A 21,253-nucleotide genomic window follows, 5' to 3' on the forward strand; every position below is an offset into this window, starting at 1 on the left:
CGTCGGCTCCTGCATGGGGCCGATGGCGCTGGGCGGCTGTGATCCCTGACTCCGATTACGAGGCATGAATGTCCGCAGCTGACGACACGCAACTGCTTGAACGCCTGTTGGCCGGCGAGCAAAAGGCCTACAAGGAACTGGTCGGCACCTACCAGAGCGCGATGCGCGCCGTGGCCTACGCCATTGTCGGCCAGCGCCACGCCGATGAAGTGGTGCAGGATGCCTGGCTGTCGGTGGTGCGCAACCTGGCCGGTTTCCAGGGGCGTTCCAGCCTCAAGACCTGGCTGTTGACCATTACCGCCAACTCGGCGAAAAGCCGCTACAAGCAGAACCGCCGGGAAGTCCTGCTGGATGACTTGCCGTCCCCCCATGGCAGCATCGGCGACGAACGCTTTTCCGCGGCTGACGGTCACTGGCTGGTGGCGCCGTTCGCCTGGCACGCCGATACTCCGGAGGCCCTGCTGACCGAGGCCGAGTTGCGCGAGTGCCTGGAACACACCTTGGCGAGCCTGTCGGAACTGCAAGGCAGTGTGTTGACCCTGCGCGAGCGCCAGGGCCTGGAGCTGGAGGAGATCTGTAATCTTCTGGACATTTCCCTCTCCAATGTCCGGGTGCTGCTGCACCGGGCGCGACTCAAGGTCTTTGCCACCGTGGAGCATTTCGAGGAGACCGGCCAATGCTGACCTGCAAGGAACAAGTGGCACGCTCCAGCGACTATCTCGATGGTCAGCTGAGCTTTCGCCAGCGCCTGATCCAGCGCCATCACCTGTTGTTCTGCCCCAATTGCCGGCGTTTCCTGCGGCAGATGCGCCTGATGCAGGCCACCTTGCGCAAGATGCCGCAAGCGCCCGTCGCCGATATCGACGCACTGGCCGAGCGCCTGGCTGCCGAGCGCAACCGCAACACCTGATTCCCCCGACAATCCTCCTGTAGCCGCTGAAGCCTCAAGAACGCGACCGCTTCGCGCTCGATCGCAGGCTTCGCCAGCGGCTACACCAACGCCTGCAAGACATACCAACTCCTGCAGCCGCTGCCGCAGGCTGCGATAAGGCCGAAGGCCTTCAGCGATCTTGAAGTCGCCGCGGCCGTTCCCCGAACGCGGCCCGGGTCGATCGCAGGCTTCGCCAGCGGCTACACCAACGCCTGCAAGACATACCAACTCCTGTAGCCGCTGCCGCAGGCTGCGATAAGGCCGAAGGCCTTCAGCGATCTTGAAGTCGCCGCGGCCGTTCTCCGAACGCGGCCCGGGCCGATCGCAGGCTTCGCCAGCGGCTACACCAACGCCTGCAAGACATACCAACTCCTGTAGCCGCTGCCGCAGGCTGCGATAAGGCCGAAGGCCTTCAGGATCTTGACGTCGCTGCGGCCGTTCTCCGAACGCGGCCCGGGTCGATCGCAGGCTTCGCCGGCGGCTACACCAACGCCCGCAAGACATACCAACTCCTGTAGCCGCTGCCGCAGGCTGCGATAAGGCCGAAGGCCTTCAGCGATCTTGAAGTCGTCGCGGCCGTTCTCCGAACGCGGCCCGGGTCGATCGCAGGCTTCGCCAACGCCTGCAAGACATACCAACTCCTGTAGCCGCTGCCGCAGGCTGCGATAAGGCCGAAGGCCTTCAGCGATCTTGAAGTCGCCGCGGCCGTTCTCCGAACGCGGCCCGGGTCGATCGCAGGCTTCGCCAGCGGCTACACCAACGCCTGCAAGACATACCAACTCCTGTAGCCGCTGCCGCAGGCTGCGATAAGGCCGAAGGCCTTCAGCGATCTTGAAGTCGCCGCGGCCGTTCTCCGAACGCGGCCCGGGCCGATCGCAGCCTGCGGCAGCGGCTACATTGGATCCCGTTTTTTTCCAAATCCCCCGCCCGAGGCTTTAATACAGGCTTTTTGCCTTATTTCTTTTGGGAGTAAAAAGTTCCGTTGTCATCAAATCTTTATCTATCAGCAACTCCCCTGAAATAACCCGCCGCCAAGATTCCCTCCCAACACAAGCGGGCCTGACTCGCGTGTTTTTTCCAGCGCTACAGACCACCAATTAGGGGAAATCTTCGATGATCCGTAAGCACTTCGCCGGTTTTGCCGCCAGCGCCCTGGCCCTGGCAGTTACCGCCCAGGCTTTCGCTGGCACCGTCACCACCGATGGCGCCGATATCGTAGTCAAGACCAAGGGCGGCCTTGAGGTCGCCACCACAGACAAAGAGTTCAGCTTCAAGCTCGGTGGTCGCCTGCAAGCCGACTACAGCCGCTTCGACGGTGTCTACACCAAGAACGGCGACACCGCCGACGCCGCTTACTTCCGTCGCGCGTTCCTCGAACTGTCCGGCGTGCTGTACACCGACTGGGCCTACACCATCAACTACGACTTCTCCCACAACACCGGCGACTCCGATAACGGCTACTTCGACGAAGCCTCGCTGGCTTACAACGGCTTCAAGCCGGTGTCGATCAAGGTCGGTCGCTTCGACCCGGACTTCGGCCTGGAAAAAGCCACCAGCTCCAAGTGGGTGACCGCGCCGGAACGTAACATCGCCTACGACATGGTCGACTGGGCCAACACTCACCAGAATGGCCTGGGCCTGCAGGCTTCCAGCACCTTCGCCGATTCCTTCTATGCTTCCGCCGGTGTGTTCAGCAAGGACACCGACGACACCGACGGCGACAGCGTCAAGCAGGTCAACGGTCGCTTCGTCTTCGCCCCGCTGCACGATGCCGGCAACGTCTTGCACTTCGGTGTGAACGTGGCTTCGCGCGATGTCTCCGACACCGCTTTCGATTCCCGTTATCGCACCCGTATGGGCATGCGTGGCGTCGAGACCCTGGGGGGTAACGATGCCGGCACCAACGGCAACCGTCCGGTGCTGGGCGGCAGCTCCAGTTCGCCAGCCGGCTCCTACGACCGTGACACCGCTTTTGGTCTGGAAGCCGCGTTCGCCATGGGCCCGGCCTCGATCCAGGGTGAATACATCACCCGTAAGACCAAGGCTGATTCCAACGCCTACGAAGACATCAAGGGCCATGGCTTCTACGTGCAGGGCGCCTACACCCTGACCGGCGAATCCCGCGGCTACAAGGTTGGCAAGTTCGACGCCATCAAGCCGGCCAACAAGACCTTCGGCGCCTGGGAACTGTTCTACCGCTACGACAGCATGACCGTCGAAGACGACAACATCACCACCGCCAGCCTGACCCGCGACGTCGGCGATGCCGAAGTCAAGGTGCACAACCTGGGTGTGAACTGGTACGCCAACGAAGCAGTGAAAATCTCTGCCACCTACGTCAAGGCCAAGACCGACAAGGTCACCAACGCCACGGCCGCCAGCGGTGGTACACCGGCCAAGCGTACCGGCGACGACGACGGCGACGGCTTCATCGTTCGCGCCCAGTACGTGTTCTGATGCCGCTGCACTTGCTGTAAAGAGCTCTTTCTCATCCGTTAAAGCTCCTTTCGTTTCAGCCCCGCTCCGGCGGGGTTTTTTTTTGCCTGGCCATTCGACTAACGCCAGACCGGCAGCAGGTCGAAGCTGAACAACAGGTGGGCCAGGGCGTTGGCCAGGCCGAACAGCAACACCAGGACGATCATCGGCGTGCCGCCCCAGACCCGGTACAGCGGGCTGGCGAAGCGTTTGCGCGAGGCGTGGGCAAGCAGGGCCGGGGTGATCACCGCCCAGACGGTCGCCGCCAGGCCGGCAAAGCCGATGGCGAGGATGAAGCCATCCGGCCAGATCAGCGCGCAGCCGATCGGCGGGGCGAAGGTGACCAGCGCGCTTTTCAGGCGGCCCCGGGGGCTGTCGTCGAAGCCCAGGGCGTCGGCGATGTAGTCGAACAACCCAAGGGTGACGCCGAGGAACGAACAGGCCACGGCAAAGTTGGAGAACAGGGTCAGCAGCAGGTCGACCCGGGCGCTGTCGAGCATGCCGCCCAGGGCGCTGATCAGCACATCGATGGTGCCGCCCTGGTGGGCGATGTCCTTGAACTGATCGCGGGGCAGGGTGCCCATGGTGCAGAGCATCCACACCGTGTACAGGACCAGGGCGATCAGGGTGCCGATCAGCAGGCAGTTGCGGATGCGCTGCGGGTCCTTGCCGTAGTGCTTCATCAGGCTCGGCACGTTGCCGTGAAAGCCGAAGGAGGTCAGGCAGAACGGCAGGGTCATGAACAGATAGGGCAGGTAGTCCGGGTGCGGGTTGCCGCGATCGAGCAAAACCTGTGGCTGCACATGGCCGAGCAGGCCACCGAAGGTCAGGAAGAAGGCGAGGATCTTGGCGCCGAACACCAGGCTGGTGATGCGGCTGACCGCCGCGGTGCTGAGCCAGACCACCAGGGCCACCGCCAGGGCGAACACCAGGCCGCCGTTGCGCGAGGAAATCTCCAGGCCCAGGGTGTGGGCGGTGTGGCGGATCACCGAGCCGCTGGCCGAGATGTAGGCGTAGGTCAGGATGTACAGGACGAACACCAGGGTGGCGCCGTTGAACAGACTCCAGCGCCGGCCGATCAGGTCGCGGGTGATGGTCGAGAAGCTCGCCCCCGGCCGGTAGTTGAGGTTGGCTTCGAGGATCATCAGCCCCGAGTGCAGGGTGCAGAACCACGACAGCACCAGCACCGCGAGGGAACCTTGGAACCACAGCCCCGACATCATCACCGGCAGCGAGAACATGCCCGCTCCGACAATGGTGCCGCCGATGATCATGGCGCCGCCGATGACCGAGGGCCGGCGTTCGGCGACCGGGCGATGGGAGGTTGAAGGGGATGAAGCGATGGACGTACCGCGCATGGCAAGGCCTGCAATGAAATTGTTATTGGAGGTAGCGAGGGGCGCCTCGGGCGGCGGGAAACCGGCAGGCCGGCTCCCGCGCACCCGGGCGGCGATTCAGCGCAGGGCCAGCAGGCGGCTCAGTTGCTGCGCCATGTGCAGCAGCCGGTGGTCCTGCCCGGGCAAGGCGTCGAACGACAGCCCGACCGGTAGGCTGCCCGCGGCGGCCACCGGCACGCTGACACTCGGCGCCGCCAGGTTGCTGGCCGGGTCGGTGTTGCGCACGAAACGCTCGAAATGCTCCTGGGCGTCGCTGTCGCTCAGCAGCGGCGCAGTGCAACTGACGGTCGGGTAGGCGATCAGGTCGAGCCGGTGCTGCTGGAACAGCCCGGCGTATTCGCGATCCAGGCGGATCTTGCTCATCAAGGCCTGCACGTAGTCCTCATAGGAAATGGCCGGGCTCTCCAACTGCGCCATAAGGGTCTTCTTGATCTGTGGGTCGCGGATCTGCGCCAGGATCTCGAGGAAGTGCTCGCCGCGGCCGGCCTTCAGCAGGAAGCGCGGGAAGTCGATGAAGAACTCGAAGATCGGCAGCGGGAACTGGATGCTTTCGTTGATCTCGCCGATCAGGCGGTCGTCCACGGGCACCATCTCCACGCCCTGATCGGCCAGGCAATCGATCGCCGCGCGGCAATCGCTGTGCACCTTGGTCTCCAGCTCGGACCAGAAGAACTGCTGGGGAATGCCGATGCGCAGACGCCTGGCTTCGGTCGGCGCGGCGCAGGACGTGCCGGTCAGATGCCGATGCACGAATAGCGCATCTTCCAGGTTGCGGGTCAGCAGGCCCGGCGAGTCCTTGGTCTGGGACACCGGGACAATGCCGTCGCCGGGGTAGGCCCCGGTGCTCGGGCGGAAACCCACCACGCCGCAGAAGGCCGCGGGAATCCGCACCGAGCCGCCGGTGTCGGTGCCCACCGCGCAGGGCACCAGGCCGGCGGCCACGGCCGCGGCGCAACCGCCGCTGCTGCCGCCGGCGCTGTGTTGCAGGTGGCGTGGATTGACCACCGCGCCGTAGCTCAGGTTGGCCGAGGTCACGCCGAACGACAGCTCGTGCATGTTGTTCTTGCCGGCGACCCGCGCGCCCAGTGCCTTGAAGCGCTGGACGATGCCGGCATCCGCGGCCGGGTGGTAGTCGGCCAGGCCGGGCGTGCCGGCGGTGGTCGGCAGGCCGCTGGCATTGATGTTGTCCTTGAATGAAACCGGGATGCCGTAGAGCGGCGCCTGGCGCTGCTCTGGCGTGCCGGTGTCGCCGCTGAACGCCTGTGGGGCGAAGCTGATGAAGCTGTTCAGGTGCCCGGCGTCGGCGTATTGCTCGAGCAGCGCGCGGTGCCAGGAATCCAGGCAGAGCTTGCCCTGGCGAAACCCGTCAACGAGCGCTTCGATCGAAAGCTGGCTGTACATGAAAAAGTCTCAACGAAAGTCGGTAGGGGCCTGGGCTCAGCAATAGCGGAAGTGCGATTGCAGGTCGAACAGCGGATTGCCTTCCAGCAGTTCGCCACCGAGGCTGGCGATCACCGCGCAGGCGCTGTTCAGGGCGGTCTGCACCGCGCCTTCGGCCCAGCCGCCGGTAAACGAACTGCCGCAGCCGGCCAGGTACAGGCCGGTGTCCTGCTGCGGGTCGAGGGCGGTCTTGAACTGGTAGAACAGGCGCTGGGAGTACAGGTCGTCGCCCGGGAAATTCAGCTTGAAGGCGCCCAGGGCCTGCTTGTCGGTGAGCCAGTCGTACTCCAGCACGTAACGCTGGTAGTCGCCGTCCAGCGGCACCAGGTGGCGGGCGAACTCCGGCGCGCTCATCGCCAGTTCGTCCACCAGGCGCTTGCAGCGCTGGACCTTGTCGGTCATCGAGACCATTTTGTGCGAGTCGTCCTCCCAGGTGTAACTGATCAGCACCACGCCCCAGGAGTCCGGGTCCTGCGGGGCGTAGTCCAGGCAGTAGACACCCTTGACCAGGGTGTCGGTCTGGATGTTCTGCGCCAGGCCATGTTTGAGCCAGAACTTGTCGCGGGTCAGGATGAACAGCTTGGACGAGCCGACCATGTGGGTTTCGTTGATCGCCCGGGCCACATCGCGATTGACGAACTGCTCGGCCTGGGTCAGGCGCATGTTCACTTGCAGGGCGCGGGTGGTGGCGGTGGTGATCACCCGGTCGCAGCCATAGGTTTCACCGTTGCAGCCCTGCAGCAGGATTTGCCCGTCGGCGCCCTTGCCGATGGATTCGATGCGGGTGCGGCAGATCCGGTCGCGCAGGGCGATGCCATGGAATTCCTCGTCGGCGATCCGCTCCCAGAGCGTGGAAATACCGTTGGGCACCAGCCGCTGGTTGACCTCGAAGGCGTTGATCACCAGGCGCAGGATCTCGGTGAACGAGGCCCGGTACACCGACTGGAAACCACCCGAGCCGATGCCCAGGGAACCGAACAGGTGGAAATCTTCCGGCTTGCGCCAGCGCCTGCCGCCCGGCGGGTTCTTCGAGGTGAAGATCTGCACCATGGCCGAGTAGAAGGAGTGGTCGCCAAAGCAGTCCAGGTAGCGTTGCCACTCCGGCTGCACTTCGGCGTACTGCTGTTTTTCCAGCAGTTCGGTGAGCAGCAGCGGCGGCGCCAGGAAGGTGCCGTCGTCCAGGCGCACGCCTTCCTTGAGAAAGGCATTCCAGCCCCGGTGCACGGTGTTGAAGATCGGCGGTGGATTTTCCCCGGCCGGCCAGTGGTGGGTTTCGCCGCGGTAGTGGATTTCGGTGTCGACCACGCCGGGGTCGGGGAAGGCCTCGGTGGTGCCGATGCCGAAACGCTCCAGGTAATGGAACAGGCCGACTTCGCTCGGCGGGAAGCGCATGGCGCCCATCTCGGCGATGAACTGCGGTTGTGTTTCGTCGAAGCACTGGGTCAGGAAGCGTCCGCCAAGGTGGTCTTTCGAAGCTTCGAACAGGGTGATGCGGGTGGCGCCGGCGCGCAGCAGTTCATAGGCCGCGATCAGGCCGCTGAGGCCGGCGCCGACGATGCCGATGTGCTTGTCGGCGATTGCCGGTGGCAGGTGGCCGATGGCCTGGGTGGCACGGCGCAGGAATTGCCCATAGTCGTACAACAGGTCGATGTTGGGGAACGAGCGGGTGCCTTGGGTTTCTTCGAAACCGGAGTGGGAAGAGTTCACAGGTAAGGGTCTCGGAAATCAGATGATGAGCTGCAGGCTTTCAAACGCGCGGGACGGATTGAGCAGGAGGACTTTCTTGCGCTGGATTTTCCACTGGCCGGCGAGGCACAGCAGTTGGTGCTCCACGGTCACCGGGTAATGCCATTCGCTGTCGCCACGGGCCTCGCAATACAGCATGGGGGTCAGGCAACGGGCGCTGAGGCCATCCGGGTCGAGGCTGATCGCCGGCCGCTGGGCAATGTGCAGGCTGCGGCTCTTGGGCTGCTGCGAGAAATTGCGGGCGCTGGCCAGGCGGTTGATGCGCAGGGTGGTAAGGAAGCGGTCCTCATACAGCAAGGAGGACTCGCGCAACGGGCAGGGTTGATCGTGGCGCAGCGGAATCCAGTAGTGGAAGTCGTCGCACAGCAGCTGTTGCCAGGCGGCGAAATCCTGTTGGTCGAGAAGCGCGATCTCTTGGTAGATCAGCTGTTCGAGGGGCGAGTTATCCATGGGCGGTCGATCCGTCTGGGGCCTGCATCAGCTGCTGCCAGGTGTTGTAGAAGTTGCGCATGGCCCGTTCGCTGGTGCCGGACACCACCTGGGTCTGCTCATGGGATTCGCCCGGTGCGAACAGGCGGGCGACATTCACCCAGTCGTTGGCCTGGCTGCGCAGCCCATCCATGGCCCGCTCGTACATCTCCACGTCGTCGTGGGCGACCATCGAGCACGGCGAGTTGATCAGGTTGTTGTACTGCACGGTTCTTTCCAGCAACTGCACCGGCGCGCCCACCAGCTCGAAGATCCACGACTCGACCACGGTTTCGCAGGCCGAGACCGGGCGGATCACCCGCAGGGTCTGGATCGGTCCCTTGACCATCAGGTTGGGGAAATACACGGTGTTGTGCCGGGTATCGTCGAGGATCGCCGCGGCCTGGGTTTCGCCGTAGCTCTCGACCATCAGCTCCCAGTAGCCGGGGATGCTGGAGTAGGCCTTGTGGATCGAGTTGCTGACACCGGTATGGCCATGGCCATTGGGCCAGGTGCGGATGCCCATGGCGCTGAAGAACTCGTAGGACGCCATGAACGGCGAGAACAGTTCCACGGCCATCGGCGGCTGGCCGTCGTGCCCGGTTTCCTTCCACAGGCGAATGGCTTCGCCGGCCGAGGACTCATGGGCGACCATCGGGTGGCAGGTGTCGGTCTGGTTGTCGACCACCATCTTCCAGTTGCAGCGGTGGCGGTGCAGCAGGGGCTGGCCGATGGCGCGCAATTGCCCCTGGGGCGAGCGCATGACCATGTTGTCCAGGGTCGACAGCGAGTCGCCGAAGAACTCGCTGAAGCCAACACCTTGCTCCTTGAGGCGCACGAACACGAAGCCCCGGTAGTTCTCCACCGCGGCCACCGGCTGCATGCCCTTGTGGGCGGCGCAGCTGCTCAGGTCGCAGTCGTCGTATTCCTTTTTCACCGGGATGCTCAGCAGCTGGCCGTCGGTCTTGAAGGTCCAGGCGTGATAGGGGCAGCGGATAAAGCGCCCGACATTGCCTTGCGGCTCGGCCAGCACTTTCACGCCCTTGTGCGGGCAGCGGTTGTGCAGCACGACGATCTCGCCGTTTTTCTGCCGGACCATGGCCAGCGGTTGGCCGGCGATGTCGCCGGTGAAGAAGTCGCCGGTTTCCGGGACCAGGCTTTCATGGCCCAGGTAGCACCAGCTGGCGGCGAATACCTGTTGTTGTTCTCGCTCGAAGAGCGACGGATCAAGGAACAGCGTGCGATGCACTTCCTTGCCGTTGAAGTAGTTGTCCAACGAGGTTCTCTCTTTAGATGACCAGTTTCAGGCTTGGGCCTTTGGCCCGGGATACGCAGGGGTAGATCTTGTTGCTGCAGGCGGCCTGCTGCGGGCTCATGATGAAATCGCGGTGATCGACTTCACCTTCCAGCACGTCCAGCTCGCACACCCCGCATTCACCGCGACGGCAGTCGTAGAGCGGCTCCAGGCCGGCCTCTTCGAGGGCGTCGAGCAGGGATTGGCCGGGTTGTACCCGCAGGTCGATGCCGGAGTCCGCGGCATGCACGGCGAAGCCGGGTTCGTCTTCCGCCAGGGTGGTGTTGAAGATTTCGAAGTGGATGCGCTCGCGGGGAAAGCCCTGGCTCTGGGCATGGCTGAACACGTCGTTGAGCATGGCTTGCGGGCCGCACACATACAGGCGGTCCCGGGGCTGCAACTGGCCCAGCACCGCGGCCACCGACGGGCGCCCCTCGGCCGAGTCGGAGCAGTGCAGGCTCAGGCTGTCCTGCAACAGCTCGCGCATCTGCGCGACATAGGCGGCGTCGCCCGCGCTCTTGGCGAAATAGTGCAACCGCGCCGGGCGCTGTTGGGCTCGCAGGTGCCCGAGGATGCCGGTCAACGGCGTGATGCCGATGCCGCCGGCGAGGGCGATGTCGGCGCCGTCGCTGTCGTCCAGCTGGTAGTCGAAGGCATTGAACGGGCCGTCGAGCCGTACCGGGTCGCCGACCTTCAACTGGCGGATATAAGCGCTGCTGGGCGAGTCGGGGTTCAGGCGGATGGCGAACACCAGGCTGCCCTGGGGCAGCTCATGCTCGGCCAGCTCGACCCGGGAGTAGTGACGCCATTGCTCGAGCGTGGCAATCCACCATTTGAAGTGGGCCCCGGCGGTGGCCTCGCAGGGGGCCGGCACAAGAGGCGCCAGAGTGATTTCCTTGATGCTTGGCGAGAGCATCAGGCACTGGGTGATCTGGTAATTCATGGGGTGACTCGCTGTCAGCTTAACGGTGTTTCATGCAGGTACAGCCACTGGGCCGAGTGCTCATGGATGCGGATCACCACCACCGAGAGGCGCGAGGTTTCCTTCTGCTCCAGGCGATGGGTTTCCTTGTAGCGGATCGCCGCGCTGTGGCCTTCGTGCCAGGCGGTGTGCAGGTCGCTGACGAGGATTTCCAGGCCGGGGCGGGCACCGACGGCGCCGCGGAACATCTGTTCGACCTGCTCGCGGCTGACGATGGCGCCCGCGGTGGTGACCATGCTGAAGTGCTCGGCGAAGGCCGGCAGCAGGCGGTCGATGGCGGCGGCGCCGTTGCCGTCCTGGTCGGTGAAGACCGCATGGATCAGCTCGTGGACCGCATGGATGCTGTGCTTGGCCTGTTCAACGATTGTGTTATGCATGACATTCCTTTTGCGTGGTCAGGTTGCTCATCTGCAACAGGGGTAACAGACCCATCACCGCCGCGATGACGAAGGTCAGGTGATAGGCCGGGGTAGACGCCAGGCTGGCGAGCAGCAGGTTGTAGATCATCAGGAACAGCGCGGCGCCGATGCTGAAGGACATCTGCCGGTTGATGTTCCAGATCACGCTGCCCTTGTGGGTATCGGCACCTTCGAAGTCCATCAGCGAGGTGGTTTGCGCGGTGTTGGCGCCGATGCCGCCGCCGACGCCCATCAGGCAGTAGGCGATGACGATGATCGGCAGGTCGGCGGCGCTGTCGACCAGGTACAGGGTGGCGATGCCGGCGCTGTGCAGGAGCATGCCGAGGGTGAACAGGCGCCGGGCGCCGAAGCGGTTGTAGACCCGGCCGCAGACCAGCATGGCGATGAAGGCACCGCTGGCGTAGAGGATCATGAACATGCCGGTCAGCTTGGCGCTGAAGTGCAGGCTGTTCTGCAGGAAGAAGATGCTCAGCAGGTTGACTCCGGTGAACACTCCGGGAATCGCGTAGTAGATGAAGATCGAGGTGCTGAGCTTCTTGCTCTTGAGCAGGCTCAGCTCGACGATGGCGTTGTCGCAGCGGCGGTAGTGCAGGACATACAGCACCACGCAAGTGACGCCCAGCATCAGGCAGCCCAGGGCGGCCAGCGGCGGGTAGTCGCCGCCGTACAGCGACATGCCCATCAGCAGGCTGCCCAGGGCCGCGCTGACCAGCAGCAGGCCCTTGATGTCCGGGCGCGCCAGGCTGGCGGGCCGGGCTTCCTTGATCCACAGCCAGGACAGGGCGGCGGCGACCAGCGAGAACGGAATGTTGCTGTGGAACACCCAGCGCCAGGAGCTGCTGTCGACGATCACGCCGCCGATGGTCGGCGAAATGGCCGGGGCGATCAGGGCGACGGCCATCACCAGGGTGGAGATCTTGGCCCGCTGCGGGCCCTGGAACAGGTTGAAGGTCAGGGCCTGGCCCACCGGGATCAGCAAGCCGCCGCCGATGCCCTGGACGAAGCGCCAGATCACCAGCTCATGGAAGCTGCCGGCCATCCCGCACATCCACACCGCGGTGCTGAACACCAGCATCGAGGCGGTGAGGGTTTCGCGGCTGCCGAAACGTCCGGCCAGCCAGGTACTCACCGGAATGATCAGGGTCAGGCCGAGAATATAGGCATTGGCCACCCAGGCCACGGATGAAGTCGAGACGTGCATATCATGGGCAATACTCGGTAAAGCCACGGCCGACATGAATATGTTTATACAGTCGATAAAGAATCCGATGAGGAATATAAGAGCCACTTTGTAGCGATAAGTCATATGATCTCCCTTTTGCGGCGGGATCATAGGAGCGATAGACCGAGGGTGTCGATACGCCTATACTTGAAACATTGTTTGATGGAATTTGACAATGATTTACAACACGGTGAGCTATAACATGCACACGCATCTAAATCGCGTCCAGACATTCCTGGCGGTTGTCGATTTCGGTTCCTATACCAAGGCGGCCAACTACCTGTGCATCAGCAAAGCCATGGCCAGCCTGCATGTCAAGGCGCTCGAGGAAGTCTTGTCGGCGACCCTGTTGATCCGCAATACCCGCAATATATCCCTGACGGAAATAGGCCAGGACTTTTATAACGAGTTCAAGGGCATTGTCGCGGATATCGACAATGCCTTCGAGAATGTCCTGCATGGGCATAATCGTATTTCCGGAAAGTTGCGTTTCAGTTCAACTAGCGAATATGGAGAGCGCTATATACTGCCGATCATTTCCAAGTTTACCGAGCGTTATCCGGAGATCCGTCTTTGTTATAACTTCAACTCTTCGTTGAATGATCTGGTGGCGGAAAAACTCGACTTGGTGATCCGCCTGGGCAACCTCGCCGACTCGGCTTTCAAGAGTCGCAAGCTGGCCGATTACGACATCGTCCTGGTGGCCAGCCCGGACTTTCTGGCGCGCTATCCGGTGGTCGAGCCCCTGGACCTGAACAGCGTGCCGTGGATCGCCAACAGCAACCTGCAAGGGCCGACCACCTGGACCCTGAGCCACCCGCAGCTGGGCCAGGTCGAAGTCAGCGGGCCCAATCATTTCGAGTCCAATTCCTCCACCGCCATCCGCGCCATGACCCTGTCGTCCCTGGGGGTGTCGGTACTGCCCGGCTGGGTGGTCGAGGACGACCTGGCGAGCGGCCGGCTGGTGCGCCTGCTGCCCGAGTACGCCTTGCCTTCGCAGTCGGTGAACGTGGTGTTTCCCAACAGCTCGCACCTGCCGCACAAGTCGCGGGCGTTCATCGATTTCCTGTTGCTGCACCTGGGGCAGTGATCGGCGATACTCGGCGCGTTCGTGGACACACTTGCGGGGAACCCAATGCCGTTGCAATCCTTGACCAGCCTGGCCGCCGTCGATCCGCAGCAATGGGATGGCCTGCTCAGTGACGGCCAGCCGTTTCTGCGCCATGCCTTTCTCAGCACGCTGGAAGACAGCGGCAGCCTCGGCCCACGTTCCGGCTGGCAGGCCGAGCACCTGCTGCATGTGCAAGGCGGACGCCTGATCGCGGCGTTGCCCAGCTACCGCAAGTGGCATTCCTACGGCGAGTACGTGTTCGACCATGGCTGGGCCGACGCCTGCGCCCGGGCCGGCATCGAGTATTACCCCAAGCTGCTGAGCGCCGTGCCCTTCAGCCCGGTCAGCGGCGCACGGCTGCTGGCGGCGACCCTGGAAGACGGCCTCGAACTGCTGCAAAGCCTGCCCGGTTACCTGGAGATCGAAGGGCTCTCCAGCGCCCATATCAACTTCACCGATGCCTTTACCGATGCCGCCCTGGCCGGGCAAGACGGCTGGCTGCAGCGCCTGGGTTGCCAGTTCCATTGGCAGAACCGCGGCTATCGGGACTTCCAGGACTTTCTCGATAGCCTCAGCTCGCGCAAGCGCAAACAGATGCGCAAGGAGCGCGAGCAGGTGGCGGGGCAGGGCATCGAGTTCGAGTGGCTCGAAGGCCGGCAGCTCAGTGAGGCGCAGTGGGATTTTGTCTACGCCTGCTACGCCAACACCTATGCGGTGCGGCGCCAGTCACCCTACCTGACCCGGGCCTTTTTCAGCCTGCTGGCCGAGCGCATGCCCGAGGCCATCCGCGTGGTGCTGGCCAAGCAGAACGCCAGGCCGGTGGCCATGGCCTTCAGCCTGATCGGTGGCGACAGCTTCTACGGGCGTTACTGGGGTTGCCTGGCGGAGTTCGATCGCCTGCATTTCGAAACCTGTTTCTACCAGGGCATGGACTATGCCATCGCCCAGGGCGTGCAGCGTTTCGACGCCGGGGCCCAGGGCGAGCACAAGTTGATTCGGGGGTTCGAGCCGGTGATTACCCGGTCCTGGCACTATCTGCGACACCCCGGCCTTGCAGCTGCGGTGGAGGATTTTCTCCAGCAGGAGCGGGCGGGTGTGCTGGCGTACGCGGAGGAGGCGAGGGCCGCGCTGCCGTATCGGCAGGCGTGACCCTCGGGGTGGTTTTCAGCTGTCTTCCTTGCCCAGCCAGCGATAGATACCGCCGCCGACCACCGCGCCGAGAATCGGCGCCAGCCAGAACAGCCACAGTTGCTGGATCGCCCAGCCGCCGACGATCAAGGCCGGCCCGGTGCTGCGCGCCGGGTTGACCGAGGTGTTGGTCACCGGGATCGAGATCAGGTGGATCAGCGTCAGCGCCAGGCCGATGGCGATCGGCGCGAAGCCCACCGGCGCACGTTTATCGGTGGCGCCGAGGATGATCACCACGAACATCCCGGTCATCACCAGCTCGCTGACAAACCCCGCCGCCAGTGAATAACCTCCCGGCGAATGTTCGCCATAGCCGTTGGAGGCCAGCCCGCTGGCCAGTTCGAAACCGGGCTTGCCGCTGGCGATGAAGTACAGCAGCGCCGCGGCGATCACCCCGCCTAGCACTTGCGCGATCACATAGGCGGGCAGTTCCTTGAGTGGAAAACGCCCGCCGACCACCAGGCCGACGGACACCGCGGGGTTGAGATGACAGCCGGAGATATGGCCGATGGCGAAGGCCATCGTCAGGACGGTAAGACCGAAGGCCAGCGCCACGCCGAGCAGGCCGATGCCGACCTCCGGAAACGCGGCCGCCAGTACGGCGCTGCCACAACCACCCAACACCAGCCAGAAGGTACCTAACAACTCAGTGACTGAACGTTTGAACAGAGACATGAAGTTATCCTTTTAGGTCGACTATCGATTCGATAAAGCCGTTATGCAGCCGTGCAGGCTGGCTGCAGGCCCTGTTCCAGAACCTAGGCTCAGTACAGCAGGCTTTTTTTACAAATCCAGTGCGAAAAAAAACGCCAGGGCCCGAAGTAACGGGCCCTGGCGTTTTCTGTAGCCGCTGGCGCAGCCTGCGATGGGCGGGTAGTGATTGATGTAACCGCCCCCTTGTAGCCGCTGCCGAAGGCTGCGATCGGCCGCGCAGCGGTCGTAAATCCTGCAGCCTTGATCTGCCTGAAGGAGCGCATTTACCAGTTTGCGACTGCTTCGTCGGAATGCCGCCCAAGCCGATCGCAGCCTCGCAGGCTCGGCAGCGGCTACAGGGCTACAGGGCTACAGGGCTACAGGTCAGTCGATACCGACAAAACCTCCGGTCTGGTGCTGCCACAGGCGCGCATACAGGCCACCGTGGGCCAGCAGCTCGGCATGGCTGCCGGTCTCGGCGATGCGGCCTTTTTCCAGGACCACCAGGCGGTCCATGCGGGCGATGGTCGAGAGCCGGTGGGCGATGGCGATCACGGTCTTGCCTTGCATCAGGGTCTCCAGGCTTTCCTGGATCGCCGCCTCGACTTCCGAGTCCAGGGCCGAGGTGGCCTCGTCCATGATCAGGATCGGCGCATCCTTGAGCAGCACCCGGGCAATGGCGATGCGCTGGCGCTGGCCGCCGGAGAGTTTCACCCCGCGCTCGCCGACGTGGGCATCGAAGCCGGTGCGGCCCTGGGCGTCGGAGAGCAGCGGGATGAACTCGTCGGCGCGGGCCTTGCGCACCGCTTCCCAGAGCTCCTCGTCGGTGGCGTCGGGCTTGCCGTACAACAGGTTGTCGCGGATCGAGCGGTGCAGCAGCGAGGTGTCCTGGGTGATCATGCCGATCCGTTCGCGCAGGCTTTCCTGGGTCACGTCGGCGATGTTCTGGTTGTCGATCAGGATGCGCCCGCTCTCCAGGTCATAGAGCCGCAGCAACAGGTTGACCAGGGTCGACTTGCCGGCGCCGGACGGGCCGATCAGGCCGATCTTTTCCCCGGGGCGGATGGTCAGGTTGAGGTCGCTGATGACCCCGGTCTTTTTCCCGTAGTGGAAATCCACATGCTCGAAACGCACTTCGCCGCTGGCCACCGCCAGGCGTGGCGCCTGTTCGCGGTCGCTGACGCTGATGGGCTGGGCGATGGTCTGCAGGCCGTCCTGGACCATGCCGATGTTCTCGAAGATGCCGTTGACCACCCACATGATCCAGCCGGACATGTTGACGATGCGGATCACCAGGCCGGTGGCCAGGGCGATGGCGCCGACCGAGATCAGCGACTGGGTCCACAGCCACAGGGCCAGGCCCGTGGTGGAGACGATCAGCAGGCCGTTCATGGCGGTGATCACCACGTCCATGCTGGTAATGACACGACCGGCCAGCTGGCTTTTCTCGGTCTGCTCGCCGATGGCTTCGCGCGCGTAGTTCTGCTCGAAGTGGGTATGGGCGAACAGCTTGAGGGTGGTGATGTTGGTGTAGCCGTCGACGATCCTGCCGACCAGCTTGGAGTTGGCGTCCGAGGAAATCACCGAGCGCTCCTTGACCCGCGGCACGAAGTACCAGAGCGCACCGATGTAGCTGGCGATCCAGATCAGCAGCGGGATCATCAGGTGCCAGTCGGCCTCGGCGAACAGTACCAGGGAGCTGACCGCATAGATCAGCACGTGCCACAGCGCGTCCACCGCCTGCACCGCCGAGTCGCGCAGCGAGTTGCCGGTCTGCATGATGCGCTGGGCGATGCGCCCGGCGAAGTCGTTCTGGAAGAAGTTCAGGCTCTGCTTGAGCACATAGCTGTGGTTCTGCCAGCGAATCAGGCTGGTCATGCCCGGGCTGATGGTCTGGTGCACCAGCAGGTCGTGCAGGGCGACGAACAACGGGCGGAAGATCAGCGCGACCACTGCCATCCAGGCCAGTTCGAGGCCGTGGGTCTTGAAGATCTCGACATTGGGCGTGCCCTGGGCCAGGTCGATGATCGTGCTCAGGTAGCTGAACAGCGACACCTCGATCAGCGCGACGAACAGGCCGACCACCAGCAGGGCGACGAAGCTCGGCCAGACCTGCTTGATGTAATAGAGGTAGAAGGGCAGTACGCGGTTGGGGGGAGCGGCAGTGGGAGCGTCGCGGAAAATATCGATCAGTTGTTCAAAACGACGATAGAGCATGGGATCTGACGCCCGCGTGGCGGGCTCTCCTTATCAGTAAGCAGGCGGAGCACGGGTGCGGTGCTCCGCCGGGACTCCCGGCTAAGCCTCAGGCTCTGTACGAAAAGTCGGCGAGCGTAGCCACTTTCCGTACAGGGCCTTAGTCGATGCGCTTGGCCGACTTGATCAGCACGGGGTCGATCGGCACGTTCTGCATGCCTTGTCGGGTGGTGGTCTGCGAGTTGACGATCTGGTCGACCACGTCCATGCCGCTCACCACTTTGGCGAACACCGCGTAACCGGCATCGCGGCCCGGATCGAGGAAGGCGTTGTCGGCAACGTTGATGAAGAACTGGCTGGTGGCCGAGTTCGGGTTCGAGGTGCGGGCCATGGACAGGGTGCCACGTACGTTATGCAGGCCATTGCTGGCTTCGTTCTTGATCGGGTCGCGGGTTTCCTTTTGCACCATCTGCGGGGTGAAGCCGCCGCCCTGGACCATGAAGCCCGGGATCACCCGGTGAAAGATAGTGTTGGTGTAGAAGCCGCTGTCGACGTAGTCGAGGAAGTTCTTGCTGGAGATCGGGGCCTTGACCGGGTCCAGTTCGACTTCGATCTTGCCGAAGCTGGTGTCCAGCAATACGTGAGGCGCCTTGGCCGGCTGGGCGGCCATCAAGTTGGCAGCGAACAGAACGGAGCCGGCGACGAGGGCGATTTTTTTCAGCATGGGTCAGTGATCCTGGGTGGTGGTGTCGACTGCGGTTAAAAACTCGAGCAGGGTTTGGTTGAAGCGTTGCGGCTGGTCCAGCGGCGTGGCGTGACGCGAATCGGCGATCACCACCAGGCGCCCGTCGGGCAGCAGTTTCACATAGCGTTCTTTCAGTGCGACCGGGGTGTAGTCACGGTCGGCGCTGATGACCAGGGTTGGACAGGCGACTTGCGAAAGTCGTTCCTGGACCCCCCAGCCAACGATGGCATCGAAGCTTGCGAGATAAGCACGTTTGTCGTTTTTTGCCCAGCGCTCGGCCATCTTTTGCCGCAGCTCGGCCTGCTCCGGCTTGGGGAACAGTTTGCCGGCCAGGGCGATGCCAATGGCTTCGAGGCTGAGCAGGCGCATCAGGCTCCAGCGCTTGAACCATTGCCAGGCGTCGTTGGCGCTGCGGATCTTCACCTCGGGCGCGCTGTTGACGATGCACAGGCTTTTCAGCAGCCCGGGCTGATCCACGGCGAGCTGGAAGGCGATCATGCCGCCCATGGACAGGCCCACCAGGTGCACCCGCGAAAGGTTCAGGTGCTCCAGCAGGGCGCCCAGGTCGGCGCTGAAACCGGCGATGCTGTAGGGCCCGCGGGGCTTGTCGGAACGGCCGTGGCCGCGCACGTCGGGGAGGATCAGGCGGTAATGGGCGGACAGCTCGGCGATCTGCTTTTCCCAGTCCTGGGTGCTGGAGCCGAGCCCGTGGACCAGCACCAGCGGTTCGCCATGACCGTATTCCTCGTAGTGCAGGGTGCATCCTTCGTGTTCGAAATAGGCCATGGCTGAATTCCTGTTCAGGCGCGTGGAGGGTTCAAGTGCGGGTTCAGGCTTGTTCCGGGGCGGCGAACGGCGCGTCCAGCGGCGCGGTGTCGAAGGTGCGCAGCAGCTCGACGAGGATCTGCGTGGCCGGGCCCAAAGGTTTGTCCTTGTTCGAATACAGGTAGAAGGTCGGGTGCCGGCTGCCGCCCTGGTCCAACGGTAGCACCTTGAGCAGGCCCTCCCGAAGTTCGCGTTCGATCATGTGGCGCGGCAGCCAGGCAAAGCCCAGGCCGCTGCCGACGAAGGTGGCGGCGGTGGCCAGGCTGCCGACGGTCCAGCGCTGCTCGGCGCCGAGCCAGCCGACGTCCCGCGGCTGCTGGCGGCCGGAGTCGCGGATCACCACCTGCAGCTGGCTTTCCAGGTCCTGGAAATTCAGCTCGCGGTTCAGGCGGTGCAGGGCGTGTTCCGGGTGGGCCACGGCGACGAATTCCACCGAGCTCATTTCGGTGCCCAGGTAGCCGGAGATATTGAAGCCACTGATGGCCAGGTCGGCCACACCTTCGAGCAGCACCTCTTCGACCCCGGACAACACCTCCTCGCGCAGGCGCACCCGGCAGCCGCGGCTTTGCGGCATGAAGGCGGTCAGGGCGCGGACCAGGCGGGCGCTGGGGTAGGCGGCGTCCACCACCAGGCGCACTTCGGCTTCCCAGCCCTGTTCCATGTGGTGGGCCAGGTCTTCCAGCTGGCTGGCCTGTTTCACCAGTTGCCGCGAGCGGCGCAGCAACACGCCGCCGGCCTCGGTAAGCACGGCCTTGCGCCCGTCGATGCGCAGCAGCGGCACGCCCAGTTGGTCCTGCATGCGCGCCACGGTGTAGCTGACAGAAGATTGCGAACGGTGCAGCGCCTCGGCGGCCTGGGCGAAGCCGCCGTGGTCGACCACGGCCTGCAGCGTTCGCCATTGATCGAGGGTAACGCGGGGCGCTTTCATGAGGAGCTCCTCTTGTCCTAAGCTGGCGCTCCTTATTGGAGACTGCCGAATGAGAAAATTCTGTTGTGTGTTGCTGGCCCTGCTGCCGCTCAGTGCGTTCGCCTATCCCATCGACGTGAAGAAACACCTCGAAGGCGTAAGCATCGACTACACCGCCTACGACACCGATGCCGACATCGGTTCGATCCAGGTGAACAACTACGGCACCACCGACGCCGCCTGCACGGTGGTCTTTCGCAACGGCCCCGAAGCCCCGCGCACGCGCAAGGTGGAAGTGGCGGCCGGCAAGTTCAAGAACGCCACGGCCAAGTTCAACCGCAGCATCATCAAGCTGCGCATCGACCTGACCTGTACCGCCAAGTAAGCGCAAAGTGGAGCAGGGTGCGCGACCTGCTCCGCTTATAAACGAATTTATTGATTGGTTATAGCAGTTATTTGCGCTTTTTCATCGATATGACTCTGTTTAATCTGCGCTCCATCGACCTACAGCATTCCCGATGGAGGCTACATCCCATGTCCCGCGTTCTGATCATCGAAAGCAGTGCCCGTCAGCAGGATTCCGTTTCCCGCCAGCTGACCCAGACCTTCATCAAGCAATGGCAGGCGGCCCACCCAGGCGACCAGATCACCGTGCGTGACCTGGCGGTAACCCCGGTGCCGCACCTGGACGTCAACCTGCTGGGTGGCTGGATGAAACCCGCCGAGCAGCGCAATGAGATCGAAGAGGCCTCGCTGCAGCGTTCCAACGAACTGACTGATGAACTGCTGGCCGCCGACGTGCTGGTGATGGCCGCGCCGATGTACAACTTCGCCATCCCGAGCACCCTCAAAGCCTGGCTGGACCATGTGCTGCGTGCCGGTGTGACCTTCAAGTACACCGCAACCGGTCCCCAGGGCCTGCTCAGCGGCAAGCGCGCCTACGTGCTGACTGCTCGTGGCGGCATCTACGCCGGCAGCACCGCCGATCACCAGGAGCCCTACCTGCGCCAGGTGATGGGCTTCATCGGCATCCACGACGTCGAGTTCATCCACGCCGAAGGCATGAACCTGGGTGGCGACTTCCAGGAAAAGGGCCTGAACCAGGCCAACGCCAAACTGGCCCAGGTCGCCTGATCCGTTAATCGCCAGATAATCGCGCAGTGGTCTAGTAGGCCCTGCGCTCCCCTTCAAGTTTGTTTGCGCATCGAACCTCC

At 63.6% G+C, this 21,253-nt stretch carries 20 protein-coding genes; 7 read left to right on the plus strand and 13 right to left on the minus strand.

Features of this window, described 5'->3' with window-relative positions:
* The first annotated feature begins 68 nt into the window (after nucleotides 1-68).
* From IF690_RS08330 to IF690_RS08340, 3 genes are all read left to right on the plus strand, one after another.
* Entirely contained in the window at nucleotides 69-683 is a 615-nt protein-coding gene (locus tag IF690_RS08330; protein WP_202699711.1) for an RNA polymerase sigma factor, read from the plus strand.
* On the plus strand, nucleotides 677-910 hold the full coding sequence (locus IF690_RS08335; protein ID WP_202699712.1) for an anti-sigma factor family protein: 234 nt from the start codon (nucleotides 677-679) through the stop codon (nucleotides 908-910). The genes IF690_RS08330 and IF690_RS08335 overlap by 7 nt, the downstream gene beginning before the upstream one ends.
* 1,134 nt (nucleotides 911-2,044) lie before the next feature.
* A complete protein-coding gene (locus IF690_RS08340) occupies nucleotides 2,045-3,388 on the plus strand; it encodes an OprO/OprP family phosphate-selective porin (protein WP_202699713.1) in 1,344 nt (447 codons plus the stop codon).
* 98 nt (nucleotides 3,389-3,486) lie between these two features.
* On the opposite strand, the gene mtr is transcribed toward IF690_RS08340, so the two are convergent.
* From mtr to IF690_RS08380, 8 genes are all read right to left on the minus strand, one after another.
* Complete coding sequence (gene mtr / locus IF690_RS08345; protein WP_202699714.1) at nucleotides 3,487-4,764, minus strand: tryptophan permease; 1,278 nt, start codon at nucleotides 4,762-4,764, stop codon at nucleotides 3,487-3,489.
* A 96-nt stretch (nucleotides 4,765-4,860) separates the two neighbouring features.
* A complete protein-coding gene (locus IF690_RS08350) occupies nucleotides 4,861-6,204 on the minus strand; it encodes an amidase family protein (protein WP_202699715.1) in 1,344 nt (447 codons plus the stop codon).
* A 36-nt stretch (nucleotides 6,205-6,240) separates the two neighbouring features.
* Nucleotides 6,241-7,950, minus strand: coding sequence for an NAD(P)/FAD-dependent oxidoreductase (locus IF690_RS08355; RefSeq protein WP_202699716.1), 1,710 nt, complete (start codon nucleotides 7,948-7,950; stop codon nucleotides 6,241-6,243).
* An 18-nt stretch (nucleotides 7,951-7,968) separates the two neighbouring features.
* On the minus strand, nucleotides 7,969-8,439 hold the full coding sequence (locus tag IF690_RS08360; protein ID WP_028681880.1) for an aromatic-ring-hydroxylating dioxygenase subunit beta: 471 nt from the start codon (nucleotides 8,437-8,439) through the stop codon (nucleotides 7,969-7,971).
* Entirely contained in the window at nucleotides 8,432-9,733 is a 1,302-nt protein-coding gene (locus IF690_RS08365; protein WP_202699717.1) for a Rieske 2Fe-2S domain-containing protein, read from the minus strand. Before IF690_RS08365 ends, IF690_RS08360 begins: the two co-directional genes overlap by 8 nt.
* 13 nt (nucleotides 9,734-9,746) lie before the next feature.
* A complete protein-coding gene (locus tag IF690_RS08370) occupies nucleotides 9,747-10,694 on the minus strand; it encodes a flavin reductase family protein (RefSeq protein ID WP_202699718.1) in 948 nt (315 codons plus the stop codon).
* A gap of 14 nt (nucleotides 10,695-10,708) precedes the next feature.
* Nucleotides 10,709-11,110, minus strand: coding sequence for a DUF4440 domain-containing protein (locus tag IF690_RS08375; RefSeq protein ID WP_202699719.1), 402 nt, complete (start codon nucleotides 11,108-11,110; stop codon nucleotides 10,709-10,711).
* On the minus strand, nucleotides 11,103-12,458 hold the full coding sequence (locus IF690_RS08380; protein ID WP_202699720.1) for an MFS transporter: 1,356 nt from the start codon (nucleotides 12,456-12,458) through the stop codon (nucleotides 11,103-11,105). The genes IF690_RS08375 and IF690_RS08380 overlap by 8 nt, the downstream gene beginning before the upstream one ends.
* Before the next feature lie 118 nt (nucleotides 12,459-12,576).
* Between IF690_RS08380 and IF690_RS08385 the strand changes: the two genes are divergently transcribed.
* Nucleotides 12,577-13,464: a LysR family transcriptional regulator gene (locus IF690_RS08385; protein ID WP_202699721.1), complete on the plus strand. Its 888-nt coding sequence runs from the start codon at nucleotides 12,577-12,579 to the stop codon at nucleotides 13,462-13,464.
* 45 nt (nucleotides 13,465-13,509) lie between these two features.
* Nucleotides 13,510-14,634 carry a GNAT family N-acetyltransferase gene (locus IF690_RS08390; RefSeq protein ID WP_202699722.1) on the plus strand — a complete coding sequence of 375 codons (1,125 nt, stop codon included), beginning with the start codon at nucleotides 13,510-13,512 and terminating at the stop codon, nucleotides 14,632-14,634.
* Between the two features lie 15 nt (nucleotides 14,635-14,649).
* On the opposite strand, the gene aqpZ is transcribed toward IF690_RS08390, so the two are convergent.
* The 5 genes from aqpZ to IF690_RS08415 form a co-directional block, all read right to left on the minus strand.
* The gene (aqpZ, locus tag IF690_RS08395) at nucleotides 14,650-15,348 is read right to left on the minus strand and encodes an aquaporin Z (protein WP_009047606.1); all 699 of its coding nucleotides are present in this window, start codon (nucleotides 15,346-15,348) and stop codon (nucleotides 14,650-14,652) included.
* Nucleotides 15,349-15,750: 402 nt separating this feature from the next.
* Nucleotides 15,751-17,583 (minus strand): ABC transporter ATP-binding protein, encoded by a 1,833-nt coding sequence (locus tag IF690_RS08400; RefSeq protein WP_110177413.1) that lies wholly within the window; start codon nucleotides 17,581-17,583, stop codon nucleotides 15,751-15,753.
* Nucleotides 17,584-17,722: 139 nt separating this feature from the next.
* Nucleotides 17,723-18,286, minus strand: coding sequence for a peptidylprolyl isomerase (locus tag IF690_RS08405; protein WP_023968226.1), 564 nt, complete (start codon nucleotides 18,284-18,286; stop codon nucleotides 17,723-17,725).
* 3 nt (nucleotides 18,287-18,289) lie between these two features.
* Entirely contained in the window at nucleotides 18,290-19,093 is an 804-nt protein-coding gene (locus IF690_RS08410; RefSeq protein WP_202699723.1) for an alpha/beta fold hydrolase, read from the minus strand.
* Nucleotides 19,094-19,136: 43 nt separating this feature from the next.
* On the minus strand, nucleotides 19,137-20,060 hold the full coding sequence (locus IF690_RS08415) for a PA3225 family LysR-type transcriptional regulator (protein ID WP_007920628.1): 924 nt from the start codon (nucleotides 20,058-20,060) through the stop codon (nucleotides 19,137-19,139).
* A 49-nt stretch (nucleotides 20,061-20,109) separates the two neighbouring features.
* Here IF690_RS08415 and IF690_RS08420 point away from each other — a divergent pair, with 49 nt between their 5' ends.
* Both IF690_RS08420 and IF690_RS08425 read left to right on the plus strand, forming a co-directional pair.
* Entirely contained in the window at nucleotides 20,110-20,424 is a 315-nt protein-coding gene (locus IF690_RS08420) for a hypothetical protein (RefSeq protein WP_007920629.1), read from the plus strand.
* Between the two features lie 149 nt (nucleotides 20,425-20,573).
* Nucleotides 20,574-21,173 (plus strand): FMN-dependent NADH-azoreductase, encoded by a 600-nt coding sequence (locus IF690_RS08425; protein WP_202699724.1) that lies wholly within the window; start codon nucleotides 20,574-20,576, stop codon nucleotides 21,171-21,173.
* Nucleotides 21,174-21,253: the final 80 nt, after the last annotated feature.

The organism is Pseudomonas sp. SK3(2021) (assembly GCF_016772375.1).
Lineage (GTDB): Bacteria > Pseudomonadota > Gammaproteobacteria > Pseudomonadales > Pseudomonadaceae > Aquipseudomonas > Aquipseudomonas chlororaphis_I.